Source organism: Arthrobacter pullicola (genome assembly GCF_014836875.1).
Classification (GTDB): domain Bacteria; phylum Actinomycetota; class Actinomycetes; order Actinomycetales; family Micrococcaceae; genus Arthrobacter_B; species Arthrobacter_B pullicola.
In genome coordinates this window covers 591,939-609,970 of sequence record NZ_JACSQC010000001.1, presented here as the reverse complement: position 1 = coordinate 609,970, position 18,032 = coordinate 591,939, and the positions used below count along the sequence as shown (strand labels likewise).

The window sequence follows — 18,032 nt, the reverse complement described above, 5'->3', positions numbered from 1 at the left end:
AGCGCCATGGCAGTAACCGAACGAACCCCACCCACATCCGCCGCGCCCCCGGAGCAGCCCCGGAACAGCCTGGGCGACCGCGTCTCCCGCATGCTCTACGCCCGGCCCAGGACCCGGCTGACCGGGCTGCTCCTGCTGCCGCTGACCTGGCTGGGTGTGCTTTACATCGGGTCACTGATCCTGCTGTTCATCACCGCGTTCTGGACCACGGACAGCTTCACCTCGAAGGTCATCCCCGCATTTACGCTCGAAAACTTCATTGAGATCCTCACCGTCCCCGCCTACCAGCAGACCGCCCTGCGGACCATCGGGATTGCCCTGGCCGTGACCGTGCTCTGTGCCGCGCTCGCGCTGCCGCTGGGGCTCTATATGGCCAAGGTCGCCTCCCCTCGGATGCGCGCCGTTTTCGCCATCGGCATCACCCTGCCGCTGTGGGCCGGGTACCTGGTCAAGGTCTTCTCCTGGCGGATCACGTTTTCCTCCGGCGGGCCGCTGGACTGGCTGCTGGCCCCGCTGGGGATGTCCGGTCCGGGCTACGGCACCGCCGCGCTGATCATCACCCTGGCCTACCTCTGGTTCCCGTACATGGCCGTCCCGGTCTACAACGCGTTCCGGCAGATCCCGGACAGCCTCTTCGATGCCTCCGCTGACCTGGGGGCCAAAGCCTGGTCCACGGTCTGGACCGTGGCCGTGCCGCTGCTGAAACCGGCTTTCGTGGCGGGGTCCATCTTCACGTTCTCGCTGAGCCTCGGCGACTACATCGCCGCGCAGTTCGTGGGCGGCAAGACCCAGGTCATCGGCACCGTGATCGCCTCCAACATCAACCTCAACCCGCCGCTCGCCGCAGCCTTCGGCACCGTGCCGATCATCGTCGTCGTGCTTTACCTGTTCCTGGCCCGCAAGTCCGGCGCCCTGAAGCAACTGTAGGAGACTGCCATGAGGCTTTCCGCTTCCGCCAAGATCACCCTCCGTATTTTCGCCGGACTGGTGATGGCCGCGATCTACCTGCCGCTGCTGCTGGTCATCGCCAACTCGTTCAACGCGACCACCTCCGGAGCGTTTCCGATCAAGGAGTTCACCACCCGCTGGTGGGTCGCCGCCTGGCATAACGACGGCGTCCGCGAGGCGCTGTGGACCTCGCTGAAGGTGGCGTCCGTTGCCACGGTGATCGCCCTGCTCCTGGGCACCATGGTCGCGTTCGCCCTGTCCCGCTATGACTTTTTCGGCAAAAACACGATCAACCTGCTGGTGGTGCTGCCCATCGCACTGCCCGGCATCGTCACCGGCGTCGCCCTGAACAACACGTTCAAGACGGTGCTGGAACCGCTGGGGATCGGGCTGGGGCTGTTCTCGGTGATCGTGGGCCATGCGACGTTCTGCATCGTGATGGTCTTCAACAACGTCCAGGCCCGGCTGGGCCGGATGAACCGCGGCTTGGAGGAAGCGGCCATGGACATGGGCGCCAACGTGGTGAAGACCTTCTTCGGCGTGACCTTCCCGGGCTTCCGCTCCGCGTTCGTGGCCGGCGGCCTGCTCGCCTTCGCCCTCAGCTTCGACGAGGTGGTGGTCACCACCTTCACCGCTCCCCCGGGCACCGAAACCCTGCCGATCTGGATTTTCAACAACATGGCCCGGCCCAACCAGGCGCCGGTGGTCAATGTGATCGCCGCCGTGCTGATTGTCTGCTCGATGATTCCGGTCTATCTCTCCCAGCGCCTCAACGGCGACGACAAGAAGTAGGCGCTAGCGGGCGTCGACGCACTCCGGGAGGAGCTCCGCCATCCGCTCGTCGCTGAGCCGGGACAGGGCGGTGAGCAGGTTGGTGATCCGGTCCCGCTCGGCCCGGGTAAAGCGGCTGGAGTCCAGGATGTCGCTGACCCAGAGTCCGTCCATGGCCAGCCGGATGACGACGCCGATGATCCCGGCCGGGTCCCGCGGGCCGAGGTTCGCCTCGTCCAGCCGGCGGTTGAGGTACAGCAGGGATTCCGCCAGGTTGGGACGCCCGACGGCGGTGGCCAGCAGGGCTGCCTGGTCCATTGAGCTGTTGGCCCGGACATCAGAGAAAGCCTTGATGTAGGCCCGCTCCTGGGCACCAACCGGATCCGGATCCGCATCGGCCAGGTCCCCAAGCCGGTGAACCAGCCCCACGATCATTTCCTCGACGTCCTGCTCAATCTCGGTAATGGACGCTCCAGCGGCAAACATGGGTTTCTCTTTTCTTTGGCTGCTGCATCGGCACCGGGCAGTCCGTCCGCCACGGTGAACCGGCTAGTCTAGCCCGTTCCGCAGGGTTTCTCAGCTTGGCTCCCGTTCCGGGAGTAAGGTATGCGCATGGTTATTGAGGTCCGCCCGGCCACCGGCTTCGAGGACACTGCTGCCGTCCTGGGCCCCAGGTCTCCGGACGCCAACGTCTGCTGGTGCCTGAGCTATCGGCTGACGTCGAAGGAGAACCAGTCGCTGGTGCGCACAGCGCGGGGCGAACGGGTCCGCGGGCTGGTCCGGGAAGATCCGCCGCCGGGAGTCCTGGCGTACGACGGCGCCGAACCGGTGGGCTGGGCGGCCATCCATCCGCGGGCAGACACCTCCTTTGCGAAGAGCCGGAAGATCCCGCATCTGGACGAGGCCGCGGTGTGGTCCCTGTGGTGCCTCCGGGTCCGTCCCGGACACCGCGGCCAAGGCATTTCCCATGCCCTCGTGGCCGGTGCCGTGGACTTTGCCCGCGCCGCCGGGGCGCCGGCTGTGGAAGCCTATCCGGTGGACAACCGCGGCGCAAAGGTCGATCTCACCATGGCCTACGTGGGCACCCGCAGCCTCTTCGAAGCGGCCGGGTTCACCAAGGCTGCGCAGACATCGTCCGCCCTGAACGGGTTCCCCCGCGTCCTGATGCGGCTGGACCTAAATATCTGACCTGCGAAACCTGACCCGCGCAGCCAGCGCCGCTGGCCGACCGTGCTGCCAACCGGCGTCGTTACCCGGACACTGCCCCGGCAGCCTTCTCCCGCGGCCAGGCCAGAGCCGCGAGGCAAGCCCCCGCAGCAACGGCCGCGGCGAACCAATAGCCTGCGGCGAAGACCTCAAACTGCGGGATCAACAGTCCGGCCGCGATGGAAGAGACCGCGGAGACTCCGGCGGCAGCACCGAACTCGTGGAAGGTGCTCAGCACCCCGGAGGCAACCCCCGCCTCCTGCGGCTGCACCACCGAGAACAAACTGCCCGCGGCGGCGACGAACACGGCGCCGATGCCGAACCCGGCAACGCTGGTGGCTGCAATGAGCACTGTCATGGAGAAGATTCCTGCAGCCGCTGCCAGTCCGGCGCCCGCGATCAGCAGTCCGGTTACAGAGACGGTGCGGATCCCCCAGCTGGGCAGCACACGGCCGGCAAGGTTGGAGCCGAGAATCGTCCCGAGCGCCACGGGAAGGAAGGACAGTCCAGTCTCCAGTGCGGTGAATCCGTGCAGGTTCTGCAGGACGAAGGAGCCCAGGAAGAACACCGAGATCATCAGGGCCGTGGCTACGAAGATCAGGCCGAGGCCACGGAGCACCGGCCGCCGCCGAAGCATCGCGGGGTCGACCAACGGTGTGACTGCCCGCCGGATCCGCTGCCAGAACAGCAGATAGCCGATCAGGCCGGCGGCCACCGGGAGAAGGGTCTGCGCGCTGACCCAGCCAAAGTCACCGGCGGAGACCAGCCCGTAAACCACCGCGGCGGTGGCTGCGGTCACCAGGGCTGCCCCGGCGGCGTCGAGGCGTCCACCGGAACCCGGCAGCGGCCTGATCCACCGCGCCAGGCACACCAGCAGGACCAGCCCCACGGGCACATTGACGTAAAACACCCACGGCCAGCCCGGCCCCGCCGTCAGCACACCGCCAAGGAGCACGCCCAGGGCCGCGCCCGCTCCGCCGAGGGCGGACCAGACACCCAGGGCGCGTGAGAGTTCGCTGCCGGTGAAGGTCCGGGCGATCACCGACAGTGCTGCCGGGGACATCGCAGCGGCTCCTATCCCCTGCAGCGTCCGCGCAATCAGCAGGACTTCAGGTCCTGCCGCCAGGCCGGCGAGCATCGACGCCGCCGTGAATAGGGCAAGTCCCGCCAGCACCACCCGGCGGGGGCCCAGGATGTCCGCGGCCTTTCCGCCCAGCAGCATCAGCCCGCCGAACACCAGCGCGTAGATACTCGCCACCCACGCCAGTCCGGCCCGGTCAAGGCCGAGATCGGCCTGCATGGCCGGCAGTGCCACCGCCACGACAGTGACATCCACGATCAGCATCAGCTGGGCCACACCCAGCAGCCACAAAGCACGCCAGCGGTGGGGAGAGCCAGCCGCTGCCGGCTCTGCAGCGGTGGCTGGATCAGCTCCTGCTCCGGGCTCAGTATTTCGCTCTGAATTGTCGAAAGACTGCATCTCAAACACCCTCTCAGCACATTGGAATGTGATGCCGGACCCAACGTAACTCGAACAGGGGTGTTCAACAAGAGATTCCGGAAGACTGAGGTGGCCGGCCTGTTCCGGCAGTCCGGGTTAGCCGGCGAGTGCGGCCAGGACCGTGCTGCGCACCAGCTCCGGCGCCTCGTCCGCCGTAATCTCCCCGCGGTGCACAGCGGCGGAGGCGCCATGCAGGACAGCCTGGATCACGCTGATCTGCCATTCGATGGGCATGTCAGCACGGAAACTGCCGTCGGTGCGTCCGCGTTCGAGCAGCAGCCGGACCCGTTCGGCTGGCTGGTCATGTGCCCTTCTGATCTCTTCAGGCGGGAGCGTGCCCGAAGCCGCGACCACCAGGGCCCCGAACCGATGGGTCAACTGCCAGCTCATTTCCAGCAGCCGTCCCAGCGCCTCGCGGGGAGCGCCGTCGAAGTCCACGCCGGCCAGAGTTCTATCTGTCTGGTCGATGGCGCGGTCAACCACCTCGCGGAGAAGGGTTGTCCGGGTGGCGAAGTGGCCGTACAGCGTCACCCGGCCAACCCCGGCCACCTTCGCTATCTCGCTCACGCTGGCATCCGGGTCGACGGCCAGCAGGCGGGTTGCCGCCTCGACGATGGCCTCGATGTTCCGGCGCGCGTCGGCGCGCTTGCGGTCATCCGCCCCGGAACCCGCGGGCGCACCTGGGGCGTTCTGAGCTCCAGACATCCGGATACCTCCCAACGTGGACAATCTTGTTCATGCTAGCCGGACCGGTGGCCCACCGGCCGGGCATGGGAAAGGCCGGCAGGAACAGCATGGGGGGACAGTTCCTGCCGGCCGGATCTTGAGCGCTTCCCGGCGCCGGTTCAGCTGGTTCTAGTCAGCGGCAACGATCCGCTTGTCCTGCACCCGGAGGCGTTCGCCCAGGAAACCGCCCACCGCGGTGATCAGTGCAATGAGCACAAGGATCAGCGCCGCACCCCAGGACTGGTTGCCGGAGAAGCCAAGCATGGCGGTTGCCAGCAGCGGCATAAACCCGCTGGTGGCGCCTGCGATGTTGTAGCCCAGGGCCACACCGGAGTACCGCAGCTTCGGCGGGAACAGTTCAGTCAGCAGCGCTCCGTTGACCGCGTACGCCACTGCGATCAGAACAATGCCCAGCGTGATCGCCAGCGTGATCATCAGGGGGGACTTGGTGTCCACCATCGCGAAGATCGGGAACGAGGCCGCGGCGGTGAGGATGCCGCCCCACATGGTGACCTTGCCCGGACCGATCTTTTCGGCCAGCCGGCCCATTGCAACGGTTACGAAGATCTGGGCAACGGCCGCAATCAGCGTGGCGTTGACCATCACCTGGCGGTCAACGCCCAGGGTGTTGGAGCCGTAGCTGACGATGAAGGTGGTGATCATGTAGAAGCCGCCCACACCGAGCAGTGCAGCCATCACAGCGACGACCAGGCGGCCGCCGGCGTTGCGGAACACATCCAGGGCCGGAACCTTGACCGTTTCTTCCTGCGCCAGCAGGTCCTTGAAGATCGGGGATTCCTCAACCCTCACGCGGATCCAAAGGGCAACCAGCAGCAGCGGGAAGGCCATCAGGAAGGGAATGCGCCAGCCCCAGGCATCAAAGGTCTCGGAGGGGAACAGGAGCACCAGCGAGAACGCTCCGGCTGAAAGCAGGGTGCCAACGGGGGAACCAACCTGGACCAGTGCAGCGAAGCGTCCGCGCTTCTCCACCGGCGCGTGTTCGATCGCCATGGTCACGGCGCCGCCCCATTCGCCGCCGACGGCGAGGCCCTGCACCAGGCGCAGGACGGCCAGCAGAATCGGAGCGGCAAGACCGATGGTGCCGAAGTCCGGCAGGAAGCCGATGAGGCCGGTGGCGATGCCGATCATAACGATGGTTGCCAGCAGGGCGGGCCGGCGGCCATAGCGGTCACCGATGTACCCGAAGAGGACCGCGCCGATGGGCCGGGCAGCGAAACCAACACCGAAAGTGGCGAAGGAGGCCAGCAGCGCAGCCGTGGGGTCCATGGTGGTGAAGAAGAGCCGGTTGAAAACCAGCGCCGCAGCAGTGCCAAAGAGGTAGTAGTCGTACCATTCCAGGGCGGTGCCGACGAAGGACGCCCGGGCAATGGTGCCCGCGTCCTTTCCGGAGATGGTCACGGGCGCGCCGCGTTCCCCCGGTTTAGTGTTGGTTTCAGTCACGAGTGGTGCCTTTCAAGGTGGCCGCTGCCGCAGTCAAGGAATGGAACTGGCTGCTGGGCCGGCTGTGGGAGGTCTCTCCCTGAGCGTAGTCAGGCGGCATTTCCACAAACAATGACAAATTTCACCCACCTTTCACCCAAAGTTTGGGCATTTAAACAGTGTGGGGAAATTCCGGGAGAGAGCTGAGCGCTATCAGGGCCTTCGCCGCCTGACCCGGGACCGCCAGGTCCAGACCGATGACCTGCTGAAGTGAATGCAGCCGGTTCACCACGGTATTGCGGTGGCAGTACAGTTCCTCTGCGGTCTCCTTGATGGAACCGGTCCGGGCATAGCTTTCCGCCACCTGCAGCAGGCGCTGGCGTTCATGTTCGGTGCAGCGGGCCATCGCCTCATGCACCGCGGCACAGAACCCGGGAAGGGTCTGTTCCAGGAGATCCGCGGCGATGCGCATCCAGGCCTCGTCCATGGTCTGCAGGCCGGAAGCACCGCTCCGCGCCAGCACGAGGGCCGAGGCCGCGGCTCCGGGAACCGCCGTCAGCCCGGCGACGTCCTGCACGTATCCGGCAGGGAACGGCGGCGGTTCGTCAAGCCAGGCATGGCCCCGGCGCTGGACCCTGAACACATAGAGAACGCCCGCACGGTCATAGGAGTGGCACCGGCGGTCATTCAGGAACGCCCGCTGGGCCGCCGGAACGGCGTCCCCAATTACGGCTATCACTTCGAAGACGTCGAGGGGTTTGACTCCCACGCCGGCGCAGATGTCCTCGATATCCTTGCCGGATTTCGGTTCCCCGGTAAACAGGCGGGAGATCAGCCGCTGGCGGTAAAGCTGTTTGTCCCGTGCCAGGAGTGCCTCGGCCTCAACAAAGGACTGCTGAATGCTGGAGACATAGCCTTCCACCACATCCATCACCCGGTCCATGTTGGAGACCAGCACCGTCACACCGTCCCCGTCTGCCACGCGTTCCAGGCCTTTCCACAGCACACGGAAATCGTTGCGGACCGCCTCGAGGAAGGAGTGCAGGGGCACTCCCTGGGCCGCCCGCCGGGCAGCAACCTCACGCGGCAGGTTCCGCAGATCCGAGGGGAGTTCAAAGCCCGCCATCTGGTACAGGAACATGTCCATGGTGTCCACGGCGGTTTGGTAGACATCCTCCGGCGGAACCCGGGCGTCGTCGTAGGAGACTGCCTCGAACCGGCTGAGGAAATCGCTCACCAGGGTATCCCGCTGGACCCAGAGCCGCTGGATGAGGTCCTCCCACTGCTGGCCGCCGGAAGGCTCACGCGGGAGGCTGCGGGTAGACGGAACGAAGGCCGATCCGGGAGTTTCAGTCATGCAGTCACTTTATGAAAATGCATAATCCAATCCCCAATTTTGGCGGCTAATGTCCATTGAGTGAGACATTTAGCCATAGTTGAATGGTTTTGGCTCGAACTGCGCTGCCTCTTTACCCGCTCCCTCGCCGGGGGCGGCATCAACTGCTAGGAATTCATGCTCGCCGACCTGATGATCACCAATGCCCGCGTCCTGACGCAGGATCCGCACCGGCCCACAGCACACACCCTGGTGATTCACGGCGGCCGGATCCTCGCCGTCGATCCCGATCTGGAGATCCCGGCCCGGGCGGTCCTGGATGCCGGCGGCCTGACGGTGGTGCCCGGGTTCAATGACGTGCACAGCCACAGCGTGTGGTTCGGCTTGGGCCTGATGGAAACCGCGCTGGGAGCCGTCCGGTCCCTCGAGGAGGTGTACGCCGCCGTCGGCCTGGCAGCCGCGGACCTGGAGCCCGATCAGTGGGTCATCGCCTCCGGCTTCAGCCCCCTCCTGCTCGGCGGCGCCCAGCCGGACAGGGACCGGCTGGACGAGGCCTCCGGCGGCCGTCCGGTCTGGATCAAGCACTCCTCCGGCCACGCCTGCACGCTCAACGGTGCGGCCCTGGCACTGGTTTCCCGGTCCGCGGATCTGGACGCGGCGGTCGACGGCGGTGTGGTGGTCAGGGACCCGGCGGGCCTGCCCACCGGGCTGCTGGAGGAAAACGCCATGCGCCTGGTCCAGGACCTGATGCTCCCCTACCCGCTCGAGACCATCGAGCGTGCCCTCGAGCTGGCCACCAGCCACTACCTCACCGAGGGCATTACCAGCGTGACCGACGCCGGAATCGCCGGCGGCTGGATCGGTCATTCACCCCGCGAATTCGCCGCTTACCAGTCGGCCCGGGACAAGGGCCTGCTCAAAGTCCGGATGCAGCCCATGCTGGTCCTGGACGCCCTGCGCCAGCTTCCCGGCCACGCCGACGATCCCGACGGCCTGGGTCTGGACACCGGGATCCGCTCCGGACTCGGCGACGAATGGCTGCGCCTTGGACCGGTCAAGATTTTCAGCGACGGTTCCCTGCTGGGCAGCACCGCCTACATGTCCGAGGACTACGTCGGCTGCACGCACAATCACGGCTACCTGCAGATGGACGCGGCGCAGCTGAGGAGTTCGGCGCTGGCCGCCTACCGGGCCGGCTGGCCGATCGCCATGCACGCGATCGGGGACGCCGCAGTGGACCACGCGATTTCAATCATCACCGAGGCGCAGGAGACCTATGGCGCCAACTGCTTCCCCAACCGGATTGAGCACGGCGGTGTGGTCCGGCCCGAGCAGCTGGACCGCATTGCCGACGCCGGAATCGTGCTGGTCCCGCAGCCGCACTTCATCACCGAGTTCGGCGACGGTATGGCGGAGCTGCTCGGACCGGAGCGCACCGCGTGGTCCTATCCGGCTGCCAGCGTCCTCAACCGCGGAGCCGTGCTCCCCGGCAGCTCGGACCGGCCGGTTTCCAACGGCCGCCCGCTGGACGTGATGCAGTCCTTCGTCGAACGGCTCACGCCCTCGGGAACTGTCTACGGCCCGGGCGAGCGGCTGACCGCCGGCCAGGCGCTCGCCGCATACACCACCGGATCCGCCGCAGCCACCGGCACGGACGCGGAAAAGGGACGGCTCTCCCCCGGGATGCTCGCGGACCTGGTGTTCCTGGACCAGGATCCCACCGCCGTCGCCCCCGGCCGCATCAGCGCAACCATGGTGCTGGGCACCATGGTGGGCGGAGAGCTACGCTACCGGCATCCAGATTTCCACCCCACCCACAGCGCGAAGGAAACCCCATGAGCACCTCGAACACCGGCTTCCTCGCCGATTTCACCGTGATGTCCAGCTTTGGAGCGACGCCGGGCGGCGGAGTGGACCGCCAGGCCGGCACCCCGGAGGACCACGCCACGCGCTCCTGGTTCAGCACCTGGCTCGCCGGGCACCGACTGCGCGAAGCCGTGGACGCGGCCGGTAACCAGTTTGGCCTGGCTGAACTGGTGCCCGGCGCGCCGTGGGTCCTGCTCGGATCCCACCTGGATTCCCAGCCGCTGGCCGGCCGGTACGACGGCGCGTACGGGGTGCTGGCTGCCGCCCACGCCGTCGTGCGGGCCGCGGCCGCCGCGGAGGCCGGCGAGTTCACTCCGGTGTTCAACCTTGCCGTCGTGAACTGGTTCAACGAGGAAGGCAGCCGGTTCACGCCCAGCATGATGGGCAGCGGTGTCTTCACCGGCAAGCTCCCCCTGGAGACCGCGCTGGCCACACAGGACCTGGCCGGAGCCACAGTGGCTGAAGCCCTGGCCGCCGGCTCTCCGGCGTCGGACTCCGCACCCTGGCTTGGCAGCATTGCCCGCTACGCGGAAATCCACATTGAGCAGGGAAAAATCCTGGAGGAGCAGAACATCCAGGTCGGACTCGTGGACCGCACCTGGGCCGCGGCCAAGTACCTGGTGACCGTGGACGGGGACCAGTCGCACACCGGCTCCACCCGGATGCCGGACCGCCGCGACGCACTGTACGGTGCGGCGCTGGTGATCGCGGCCGCGCGGGAACTGACTGAGGAGTTTGAGCCCGGCCAGCTGCACAGCTCCGTTTCGCAGCTGCAGGTCCTGCCGAACTCGCCGGTGACCATCGCGCGCCAGACGGTCATGAACCTGGACCTGCGCTCCCCCGACGAATCCGTGCTGGCACGCGCCATGGACCTGTTGGGCAAGCGCATTGCCGAGGCGGAGGCCCGCTCGCGGACCGAGGTGTCCCTGGCCCTGACCCACCAGTGGGGGCTGAACCCCTACTCACCGGCCGGCGTACGGCTGGGCCGGGCGGCAGCCGAGGCACTCGGCTTCAGCCACATGGACATCATGACCGTGGCCGGGCACGACTCCACCAACCTCAAGGACCACGTGCCCACGGTGATGCTCTTTGTTCCCAGCGTGGACGGCATCTCGCACAATGAAGCGGAGTTCACCCGGGACGAGGACGCCGTGCGCGGCGTCGAGCTCCTTACCGAGGTCACCCGCCGGCTGGTGCGCGGTGACGCTGTGGAGGACTAGCCCTCATCTGCCGCCGCCCGGGGCCCCGGCGTAGACTCCCACGCACTGCCTGTGAGAGGAGCCAGCCATGATCGATCCGCACGAGCCCGCGTGGTGGACCAGCGCCGTCGTCTATCAGATCTATCCGCGGAGTTTCGCAGATGGTTCCGGCGACGGAGTCGGAGACCTCAAAGGCATCCTCGCGCACCTGGATTACCTGCAGGAGCTGGGAGTGGACGTCATCTGGCTCTCACCGGTCCATGAGTCCCCGCAGCGGGACAACGGCTACGACATTTCCAACTACCGGCGGATCGACCGGCTGTTTGGCACCGAAGCGGACTTCGACGAGCTGCTGGGGGCGATGCACGTCCGGGGCCTGAAGCTGGTGATGGATCTGGTGGTGAACCACACCTCCAGCGAGCACCCGGTCTTCGCCCAGGCGCGGCAGTCCCGCGACAACCCCTACCGGGACTACTTCTGGTGGCGGGACGCGCGGCCCGGCTTCGAGCCGGGTGAGCCCAGCGCCGAACCGAACAACTGGGGCTCGCATTTCGGCGGCCCGGCCTGGACCTTCGAACCGGAAACCGGCCAGTACTACCTGCACCTGTTCACCCCGCACCAGCCGGACCTGAACTGGGAGAACCCGCACGTCCGGAACGAGGTTTATGAAACCATGCGCTGGTGGCTGGACCGCGGAGTCGACGGATTCCGGATGGATGTCATCAACTTCATCTCCAAAGACCTTGCCCTGCCGGACGGGCTGGTGGAACCGGGCAGTGTCTGGGGCGACGGCGCACCGTACTTCACCAACGGTCCGCGGATCCACGAGTTCCTGCAGGAAATGCGGCGGGAGGTCTTCGGCGGGCGCAGCGGCGATTTCCTCACCGTCGGTGAAACCCCCGGAGCCACCGTGGAGCAGGCCCTGCTGTACACCGACCCCTACCGGGCGGAACTGGACATGGTCTTCCAATTCGAGCATGTGAACGTCGACCAGATTGGCGGCCGGAAATGGAACTACCGCCCGCTCAGCCTCCCGGACCTGAAGACGTCCTGGAACCGCTGGCAGCGTGGCCTGGCCGACCGCGGGTGGAACAGCCTGTATCTCAGCAACCATGACCAGCCCCGGCATCTCTCCCGGTTCGGCGACGACGGCGCGTTCCGCTATGAATCCGCCACCCTGTGGGCCACGCTGCTGCACCTGCAGCGGGGCACACCGTACGTGTACCAGGGCGAGGAAATCGGCATGACCAACGCCGGCTTTACCTCGATCGACCAGTACCAGGATGTGGAATCGCTGAACTTCTACGCCGAGGCCACTGCGCAGGGGATGCAGCCCGAGGAAGCCTTGGAGGCGCTGCGGGCCATGAGCCGGGACAACGCGCGCACGCCCATGCAGTGGACTGCCGGCCCCAACGCCGGCTTTACCGCCGGCGAGCCGTGGCTCCAGGTCAATCCCAATCATTCGGAGATTAACGCCGACGCCGATCTGACGGCGGAGAAGTCTGTCTTCCGGTACTACCAGGACCTGATCCGGCTGCGGCACACCCAGGATGTTGTGGTCCTGGGTGGCTTCCATCTGGAGGACCCCAATCATCCGCATCTCTTTGCCTTCCGCCGGATGCTGGGCGACACCGAGTGGTTGGTATTGGCCAATGTTTCCCGCGGGAACCTGGAGCTTCCACCCGATCTCTGTGTCTCCGGGGAACTGATTCTGGGCAACTACGCTGAGCCCGGGGACCCGGATGTGCTGCGGCCCTGGGAAGCCAGGATCCTGGACATTTCTGCCGCGGCAGGCGGGGTTGGTTAGGGTTGCAGCATCGTCAGGAATCCTGCAGTGAAAGGACGCACCATGCCCAACGCCTCCGTCCCCACGATTACGCTCCGCAACGGCCTTGAGCTTCCGGCCATCGGGATGGGCACGTGGCCCATGGATAATGCCCAGACGGCCAGTGCCGTTGCAACCGCCGTCGACGTTGGCTACCGCCTTTTTGATACCGCGGAGAACTACGAGAATGAGACCGGCGTGGGCGAAGGCCTGCGGCGCATCGGCATTGCCCGCTCCGACGTTGTCATCACCACCAAGTTCAACAAGCGCTGGCACAGCCGCGAAGGGGTTCGGGAGGCGTTCTCCGCGTCGGCGGCAAAGCTCGGCACCGAATACATCGACCTGCTGCTGGTGCACTGGCCCAACCCGGACCAGGACCGGTTCGTCGAGGCGGTGCAGGGCATCGCCGATCTGCTGGCGGAAGGCCTGGTGCGCGGCATCGGCGTCTCCAACTTCAAGCCTGCCCACCTGGAGCGGCTCGCCGATGCCGGTCTCATTCCGGACCTGAACCAGATCCAGGTGGACCCACGGCACATCCGCGAAGCCTCGCGTCAGGCCAACACCCGGCTGGGAATCGTCACCGAGTCCTGGAGTCCTCTCGGACGGGACGGCGGCCTGCTGCAGGATCCCGTGGTCACCGCCCTGGCGGAGAAATACGGCCGCACGCCGGGGCAGATCGTGCTGCGCTGGCACGTGCAGCAGGGCCTGGTGCCGATCCCCAAGGCCTCCTCGCGTGCACATCTGGAGGAAAACCTGGCCGTCTTCGACTTCTCCCTGGAAGCGGGCGAGGTTGCGGGCCTTTCGGCCCTGGATACCGGGGACGCTGGCATCCTGGATTCGGATTCCTTCGGGCACTAGTTTTGGCGGCTGCGGGCACGCCGGTGGGGTTTCCCCACCGCAATGTCCCTGTTAGCGTCGGGAAATGTCTTCAACTCCTGTATTGAGAGCACTCGCCGAGCGCGCCCCGCAGACCACCCGTCCGCGCCGGGCGGCCGCCGTCGTCCTGGGCCTGTTCCTGGTCTTTGCGGGAACCAGCCACCTCAGCTTCGCCCGGGAGGAGTTCCAGGCGCAGGTCCCGGACTGGGTTCCGTTGAATGAGGACACCGTGGTGCTGCTTTCCGGCATCGCCGAGATCGGCCTCGGCGGTGCCCTGGCCGCGCTGCCCAGCCGGCGGGTTCCGGCGGGCCTGGCTGCTGCTGCGTTTTTCATCGCCATTTTCCCGGGCAACATCTCGCAGTACGTCACCGGCACGGATGCTTTTGGGCTGGACTCGGACCAGGCAAGGTTGATCCGACTGTTTTTCCAGCCCCTGCTGGTGATCTGGGCGCTCTGGTCCACCGGCGCGTGGCAGGCACTGCGGGCTGCGGTCCGTACGCGGAGCGCCAGCCGGTAACCTGCGGCGCCGCCCCGCTGCCGCAGTCCGTCCCGGCGATCACATTCCCGAACTCCGGCGTGCGTTCCAGGGTGAAACCATCCTCACGGAACCGGCGGGCGGCGTTGGCCGCGATGAGCTCTCCCGGCAGCGCGGGTGCGCCCCTTCCGCGGCCGCCATGGCCGAGCACCAGCCGGAAAGGCCGGTAACAGCACGCACGGTGGGCAGGGATTTGGCGAACACCACACAGGCACGTGGGCAACACCACTGCTCTGGATCCCGTAATTGTGAGGCACGTTATGCAAGCCGACTGCCAAACTCCCTAGCATTTTTAAGTGGGGACAACGGCTGGCGTTCCGGCCGGCCCATTAGTTCCCCGCAACCCCCACCATAGAAAGGAGGACCATGTTCCAGTCACGGTCCACTCACGGAACCAACAACCGGACAACAGCCCTCCTCACGGGCATTGCCATCGCTTCGGCCCTTGTTGCCGGCGGTGTCTCCGCTGTTGAGATGAACTTCGAATCCGCTCCGGCCATCGCCGAATCGGCCACCACGGCCTAACGCCGGATCCCAACCGGGCGCCGCACGTTCGGCGGGGTTTCCGGAGGACCTTGCCGGCAGCGGCGAGCAGGTAGACCATCGAATCATGGCACTGCAGTTAAGCCCGGCCTGGTGGCAGTTGATGCCACAGATGAGATTTGAGCCCACTCCCCGGCGGGTCCGCGCAGAGTTAGGCACCGATACGGTACTCGACACAACGGATGCCCTGCTGGTCTACGAACCCCGGCGTGTGACACCCGTTTTTGCCGTACCGGCACAAGACCTGGCTGCGGACCTTGTACCGGCGGCTCCGCCCGGAAACAATCCGGAGCCGGCACCGGTCATGGACCCGCGCTTCCCCTTCTCCGTGCACACCACGGACGGCACCGCCTTTGACGTGGTGGCGTCCTCCAGGTCCCTCCCCGGGGCGGCCTTCCTGCCGGATGACCCGGACCTCGGCGGGCACCTTCTGCTGGATTTCAGCGCCTTCGACCGTTGGCTGGAAGAGGACCAGGAAATCAAAGGGCATCCCCGGGACCCGTTCCACCGGGTAGACGCCCGCGAGTCCTCCCGGACCTCCCGGGTGCAGCTGGACGGAATGCTGCTGGCCGAAACCGCCCATCCCCTGTTCGTTTACGAAACCATGGTGCCGGTGCGCACCTACTATCCGCGCGGGGATGTGGACTGGGACCTTTTGGAACCCTCGGCCCACCACAGCGTCTGCCCGTACAAGGGGTCCGCAACTTACTGGTCGGTGGCCGGGCAGCCGGAGGGCAGGGACCTTGCCTGGTCCTACGAAACCGTGCTGCCAGACTCGGCCCAGTTGAAGGACCGGGTGTCTTTTTACGACGAGCGCACCGAGGTATTTGTGGACGGCCAGAAACGGGACGTCGCGTCGCTCTTCCGATTCTGATTCTTCGGTCCAACGAGACTAAGCCGAAGGGCTGCAGGCAAATTAGCCTGCAGCCCTTTTTTGCTCCCCGGTGACGGTGGAAGAATCGACGCAGGACGGCGGACACGGCATGATGTGCAGGAGCTGACGAACATGGCTGCAACCCAGCGGACACCCGGTTCCGGACCAAACTACGGAAACGTTCCAGTCATCGCCTCAGGGGTCATCGCCGGATTTGTGGCGGTTACGACGGCGGTGGTCTCCACGGGCGGGGCCACGAACACCTTCCGCTGGGAGCTGGGACTGGCCGCCGGCTGCATCGCTTTCATCGTCTGCCTGCTGACCTTCCTGCTGATGATCATGGCCGCGAAACCCAACCCGGAGTCCTTGGGCCGCGGCTCCGGGGTGAACCGCCGGTTCGGTGCGGTTCCCGGGGCCGAGGACAAAGATCCGGAAGATCCGCGCGGGACCGCTCCGCGCTAGGCGGCGGTCCGGCAAGGTCCTGCGTCCCCTCACCCCACGGGCGGAGATGAGGGGACGCCGGCTTAGCGCTGGGTCCGCCGGAGGCGGCTGGCTGCGGTGACGCCGAGTCCGCCGGAAAGCAGCAGTCCTGCACCCAGGAGGAGCAGCCCGCCGACGTCGTCACTTCCGGTATTTGGCAGCTGGCGCTTCCCATAGTCGAAGTGCGCCCGCTTAATCTTGGAGAACTCGTAGGTATTGGTCAGTGCCGTCTCCACGGCCGCGCCCGCCGGAATGGTCACGTTTCCGCCCCCGGTGACGCTGACCAGAACGCTGGCGGTGGAACCATTCGCTGTTTCGGTGATGCTGCAGTTCGAGCCTGCCGGCAGGTCAGGAAACTCAGTGGCCACAGATTCGACCGCGCCGGCAGGAATGAGAATCGTTTCCTCAAGGACAGTGCCACCGGCGGCCGTGCAGAGGACGGCGATCCGGATCTCCTCCTGTGCTCCGGCCGCTGCGCCGGTGATGGCCTTGCTGACCAGCAGGGTTCCAGGCGCGAAGCTGTAGCTGTCCGTGACCGCCGCTGCGGCGGTGGCATTCGCCGCGATTTCAACCGGGTCCGGCAGCACAGTGGTCACCAGGACGCTTTGCGTCGCTCCATTGGTTGGTTCGGTGATGGTGCAGGTGGACCCGGCGCGGATGCCTGTGAAGGTCTCCGAGACGCTGCCGGTGGTCCCGGCCGGGACGTTGAACGCGAATTGGAAACCGGGGCCGCAGTCGATGCTGATCAAAACGTCTCCCTGGCTTCCGGCTGCCGGGCCCGCGATTGCCTTGGTGACGGCCAGGGCGCCCACCGCGTAGAAGGACACTGCGGCGTCCGCATTGGCGGTTAGGTCCCGGGTGGCCGCCAGAATGAGTTTCTGGGCGGCAGTCGTCTCGGGAGTGGCACCGTCATAGAGATACACATTTCCCGTCTGCACGGTGACGACGGCGCGTGCAGAAATACCGCCCGGACCGGTTCCGCCGGAATCACTGCGGACCCAGAACTGGCTCCCGCTGGCCACCGGGTTGGTTACCGGGACGGTTCCTCCCGCGTCCGAGTACACCGTGTAGCCGGCGTCGGCGGTCAGGGTGATTTCCGCGGCGTCCTCGGCTGTTGCGGTGAAGGGCCCTGCCACCCCGCCGATCGGCGCTTCGGCGAGCGCCGGCGTGATGGAGATGTCCGGTGCATCGGGCTCGGTCAGGGGCCCTGCCGTGATGGTGCCGTTGACGATTGCCGTCACCGCCGTTGCCAGGGGATCCGCCGGATTGATGACGTACCCATCGGTGAAGAACCAGATGGCTGTCTGGACCGCTGCTGCCTTCTGGTTATCCGTCAGCCCCGTGGGAAGGTCGGTTTCCGGGTAGTACGTGTTCAGGATGCGGTTCACGTGGCCGATGTTGGGCACATTGCCCTCGTCCCAGGTTCCGTTCACATATCCGAGGCCTACCCGGGTCTCCGTGCGCAGGTCGATGCAGTACATCTGCGCAGTGTTGGTTCCGAGGATGTCCGTGGTGTTGATGATCCCCGCAAAGCTGGCGTTGTCAGTCACGTAGCCCGGCGGAATGCTGGTGGGATAAGTGTCGATTCGCCAGGTTTGCCCTGGCGGGGCAGGGCGCCCTGCACTGCCTGGCCTTCGCCGGTGGACGTGATCACGATGTCCGTGTCCGCGGTGTACTGCGGGTCATCAACCGGGGCTTCACTTCCCAGCTCCGCGTGGGCCGGCCCGGCCAGCGGGAGACCCAGCAGCAGCAGGGAGACCAGCAGCCCCAGCAGGGTGGCTGCCCGCACCCTGCTGCGGTGTGGAGGCTGACGCGCAGCAGAATCAGGAGACTGGTCGGCACTCATATGGGACCCTCAATACGCTAGGCACGGTGGAATCACGCCGATGGTGAGCACCAGCGAGCA

General features: G+C 66.3%; 18 protein-coding genes. 11 read left to right on the top strand and 7 right to left on the bottom strand.

The genetic code is table 11. The features are described 5' to 3' along the window. The first annotated feature begins 6 nt into the window (after positions 1-6). Both H9638_RS02990 and H9638_RS02985 read left to right on the top strand, forming a co-directional pair. Positions 7-927, top strand: a complete 921-nt coding sequence (locus H9638_RS02990) for an ABC transporter permease (protein WP_191745683.1) — start codon at positions 7-9, stop codon at positions 925-927. Positions 928-936: 9 nt separating this feature from the next. Beyond that, positions 937-1,740 carry an ABC transporter permease gene (locus H9638_RS02985; protein ID WP_191745682.1) on the top strand — a complete coding sequence of 268 codons (804 nt, stop codon included), beginning with the start codon at positions 937-939 and terminating at the stop codon, positions 1,738-1,740. A gap of 3 nt (positions 1,741-1,743) precedes the next feature. Here H9638_RS02985 and H9638_RS02980 read toward each other — a convergent pair whose 3' ends face one another. Next, a complete protein-coding gene (locus H9638_RS02980) occupies positions 1,744-2,205 on the bottom strand; it encodes a TetR family transcriptional regulator (protein ID WP_191745681.1) in 462 nt (153 codons plus the stop codon). Positions 2,206-2,331: 126 nt separating this feature from the next. On the opposite strand from H9638_RS02980, the gene H9638_RS02975 reads away from it, so the two are divergent. After that, the gene (locus H9638_RS02975; protein WP_191745680.1) at positions 2,332-2,907 is read left to right on the top strand and encodes a GNAT family N-acetyltransferase; all 576 of its coding nucleotides are present in this window, start codon (positions 2,332-2,334) and stop codon (positions 2,905-2,907) included. Positions 2,908-2,968: 61 nt separating this feature from the next. Here the strand turns inward: H9638_RS02975 and H9638_RS02970 are convergent, their stop codons facing one another. The 4 genes from H9638_RS02970 to H9638_RS02955 form a co-directional block, all read right to left on the bottom strand. Beyond that, positions 2,969-4,405, bottom strand: a complete 1,437-nt coding sequence (locus tag H9638_RS02970) for an MFS transporter (protein ID WP_191745679.1) — start codon at positions 4,403-4,405, stop codon at positions 2,969-2,971. A 117-nt stretch (positions 4,406-4,522) separates the two neighbouring features. Beyond that, positions 4,523-5,131, bottom strand: a complete 609-nt coding sequence (locus H9638_RS02965; protein WP_191745678.1) for a TetR/AcrR family transcriptional regulator — start codon at positions 5,129-5,131, stop codon at positions 4,523-4,525. Between the two features lie 150 nt (positions 5,132-5,281). Beyond that, positions 5,282-6,613 carry an MFS transporter gene (locus H9638_RS02960; protein WP_318241760.1) on the bottom strand — a complete coding sequence of 444 codons (1,332 nt, stop codon included), beginning with the start codon at positions 6,611-6,613 and terminating at the stop codon, positions 5,282-5,284. 151 nt (positions 6,614-6,764) lie between these two features. Next, positions 6,765-7,949, bottom strand: coding sequence for a helix-turn-helix domain-containing protein (locus H9638_RS02955; RefSeq protein WP_191745677.1), 1,185 nt, complete (start codon positions 7,947-7,949; stop codon positions 6,765-6,767). A gap of 156 nt (positions 7,950-8,105) precedes the next feature. Between H9638_RS02955 and H9638_RS02950 the strand changes: the two genes are divergently transcribed. From H9638_RS02950 to H9638_RS02915, 8 genes are all read left to right on the top strand, one after another. Continuing rightward, the gene (locus H9638_RS02950) at positions 8,106-9,767 is read left to right on the top strand and encodes an amidohydrolase (protein WP_191745676.1); all 1,662 of its coding nucleotides are present in this window, start codon (positions 8,106-8,108) and stop codon (positions 9,765-9,767) included. After that, positions 9,764-11,014: a M20 family metallo-hydrolase gene (locus H9638_RS02945; protein WP_191745675.1), complete on the top strand. Its 1,251-nt coding sequence runs from the start codon at positions 9,764-9,766 to the stop codon at positions 11,012-11,014. The genes H9638_RS02950 and H9638_RS02945 overlap by 4 nt, the downstream gene beginning before the upstream one ends. Positions 11,015-11,081: 67 nt before the next feature. Beyond that, positions 11,082-12,800, top strand: a complete 1,719-nt coding sequence (locus tag H9638_RS02940; protein ID WP_191745674.1) for an alpha-glucosidase — start codon at positions 11,082-11,084, stop codon at positions 12,798-12,800. Positions 12,801-12,842: 42 nt separating this feature from the next. Then, positions 12,843-13,676 (top strand): aldo/keto reductase, encoded by an 834-nt coding sequence (locus H9638_RS02935; protein WP_191745673.1) that lies wholly within the window; start codon positions 12,843-12,845, stop codon positions 13,674-13,676. A gap of 64 nt (positions 13,677-13,740) precedes the next feature. Continuing rightward, positions 13,741-14,211 (top strand): DoxX family protein, encoded by a 471-nt coding sequence (locus H9638_RS02930; protein ID WP_191745672.1) that lies wholly within the window; start codon positions 13,741-13,743, stop codon positions 14,209-14,211. 384 nt (positions 14,212-14,595) lie between these two features. After that, on the top strand, positions 14,596-14,754 hold the full coding sequence (locus H9638_RS02925) for a hypothetical protein (RefSeq protein ID WP_191745671.1): 159 nt from the start codon (positions 14,596-14,598) through the stop codon (positions 14,752-14,754). Positions 14,755-14,839: 85 nt separating this feature from the next. After that, complete coding sequence (locus H9638_RS02920) at positions 14,840-15,646, top strand: DUF427 domain-containing protein (RefSeq protein ID WP_191745670.1); 807 nt, start codon at positions 14,840-14,842, stop codon at positions 15,644-15,646. Between the two features lie 132 nt (positions 15,647-15,778). After that, positions 15,779-16,108 (top strand): hypothetical protein, encoded by a 330-nt coding sequence (locus tag H9638_RS02915; protein WP_191745669.1) that lies wholly within the window; start codon positions 15,779-15,781, stop codon positions 16,106-16,108. Between the two features lie 62 nt (positions 16,109-16,170). Here H9638_RS02915 and H9638_RS02910 read toward each other — a convergent pair whose 3' ends face one another. Beyond that, entirely contained in the window at positions 16,171-17,676 is a 1,506-nt protein-coding gene (locus tag H9638_RS02910) for a thioester domain-containing protein (protein ID WP_191745668.1), read from the bottom strand. Continuing rightward, positions 17,673-17,972 carry a hypothetical protein gene (locus H9638_RS02905; protein ID WP_191745667.1) on the bottom strand — a complete coding sequence of 100 codons (300 nt, stop codon included), beginning with the start codon at positions 17,970-17,972 and terminating at the stop codon, positions 17,673-17,675. The genes H9638_RS02910 and H9638_RS02905 overlap by 4 nt, the downstream gene beginning before the upstream one ends. Positions 17,973-18,032 lie beyond the last annotated feature (60 nt).

Bases quoted from the DNA above. Each gene is read 5' to 3' on its own strand.
- H9638_RS02990 (WP_191745683.1), top strand. From the start codon at position 7: ATGGCAGTAACCGAACGAACCCCACCCACATCCGCCGCGCCCCCGGAG.
- H9638_RS02985 (WP_191745682.1), top strand. From the start codon at position 937: ATGAGGCTTTCCGCTTCCGCCAAGATCACCCTCCGTATTTTCGCCGGA.
- H9638_RS02980 (WP_191745681.1), bottom strand. From the start codon at position 2,205: ATGTTTGCCGCTGGAGCGTCCATTACCGAGATTGAGCAGGACGTCGAG.
- H9638_RS02975 (WP_191745680.1), top strand. From the start codon at position 2,332: ATGGTTATTGAGGTCCGCCCGGCCACCGGCTTCGAGGACACTGCTGCC.
- H9638_RS02970 (WP_191745679.1), bottom strand. From the start codon at position 4,405: ATGCAGTCTTTCGACAATTCAGAGCGAAATACTGAGCCCGGAGCAGGA.
- H9638_RS02965 (WP_191745678.1), bottom strand. From the start codon at position 5,131: ATGTCTGGAGCTCAGAACGCCCCAGGTGCGCCCGCGGGTTCCGGGGCG.
- H9638_RS02955 (WP_191745677.1), bottom strand. From the start codon at position 7,949: ATGACTGAAACTCCCGGATCGGCCTTCGTTCCGTCTACCCGCAGCCTC.
- H9638_RS02950 (WP_191745676.1), top strand. From the start codon at position 8,106: ATGCTCGCCGACCTGATGATCACCAATGCCCGCGTCCTGACGCAGGAT.
- H9638_RS02945 (WP_191745675.1), top strand. From the start codon at position 9,764: ATGAGCACCTCGAACACCGGCTTCCTCGCCGATTTCACCGTGATGTCC.
- H9638_RS02940 (WP_191745674.1), top strand. From the start codon at position 11,082: ATGATCGATCCGCACGAGCCCGCGTGGTGGACCAGCGCCGTCGTCTAT.
- H9638_RS02935 (WP_191745673.1), top strand. From the start codon at position 12,843: ATGCCCAACGCCTCCGTCCCCACGATTACGCTCCGCAACGGCCTTGAG.
- H9638_RS02930 (WP_191745672.1), top strand. From the start codon at position 13,741: ATGTCTTCAACTCCTGTATTGAGAGCACTCGCCGAGCGCGCCCCGCAG.
- H9638_RS02925 (WP_191745671.1), top strand. From the start codon at position 14,596: ATGTTCCAGTCACGGTCCACTCACGGAACCAACAACCGGACAACAGCC.
- H9638_RS02920 (WP_191745670.1), top strand. From the start codon at position 14,840: ATGGCACTGCAGTTAAGCCCGGCCTGGTGGCAGTTGATGCCACAGATG.
- H9638_RS02915 (WP_191745669.1), top strand. From the start codon at position 15,779: ATGGCTGCAACCCAGCGGACACCCGGTTCCGGACCAAACTACGGAAAC.
- H9638_RS02905 (WP_191745667.1), bottom strand. From the start codon at position 17,972: ATGAGTGCCGACCAGTCTCCTGATTCTGCTGCGCGTCAGCCTCCACAC.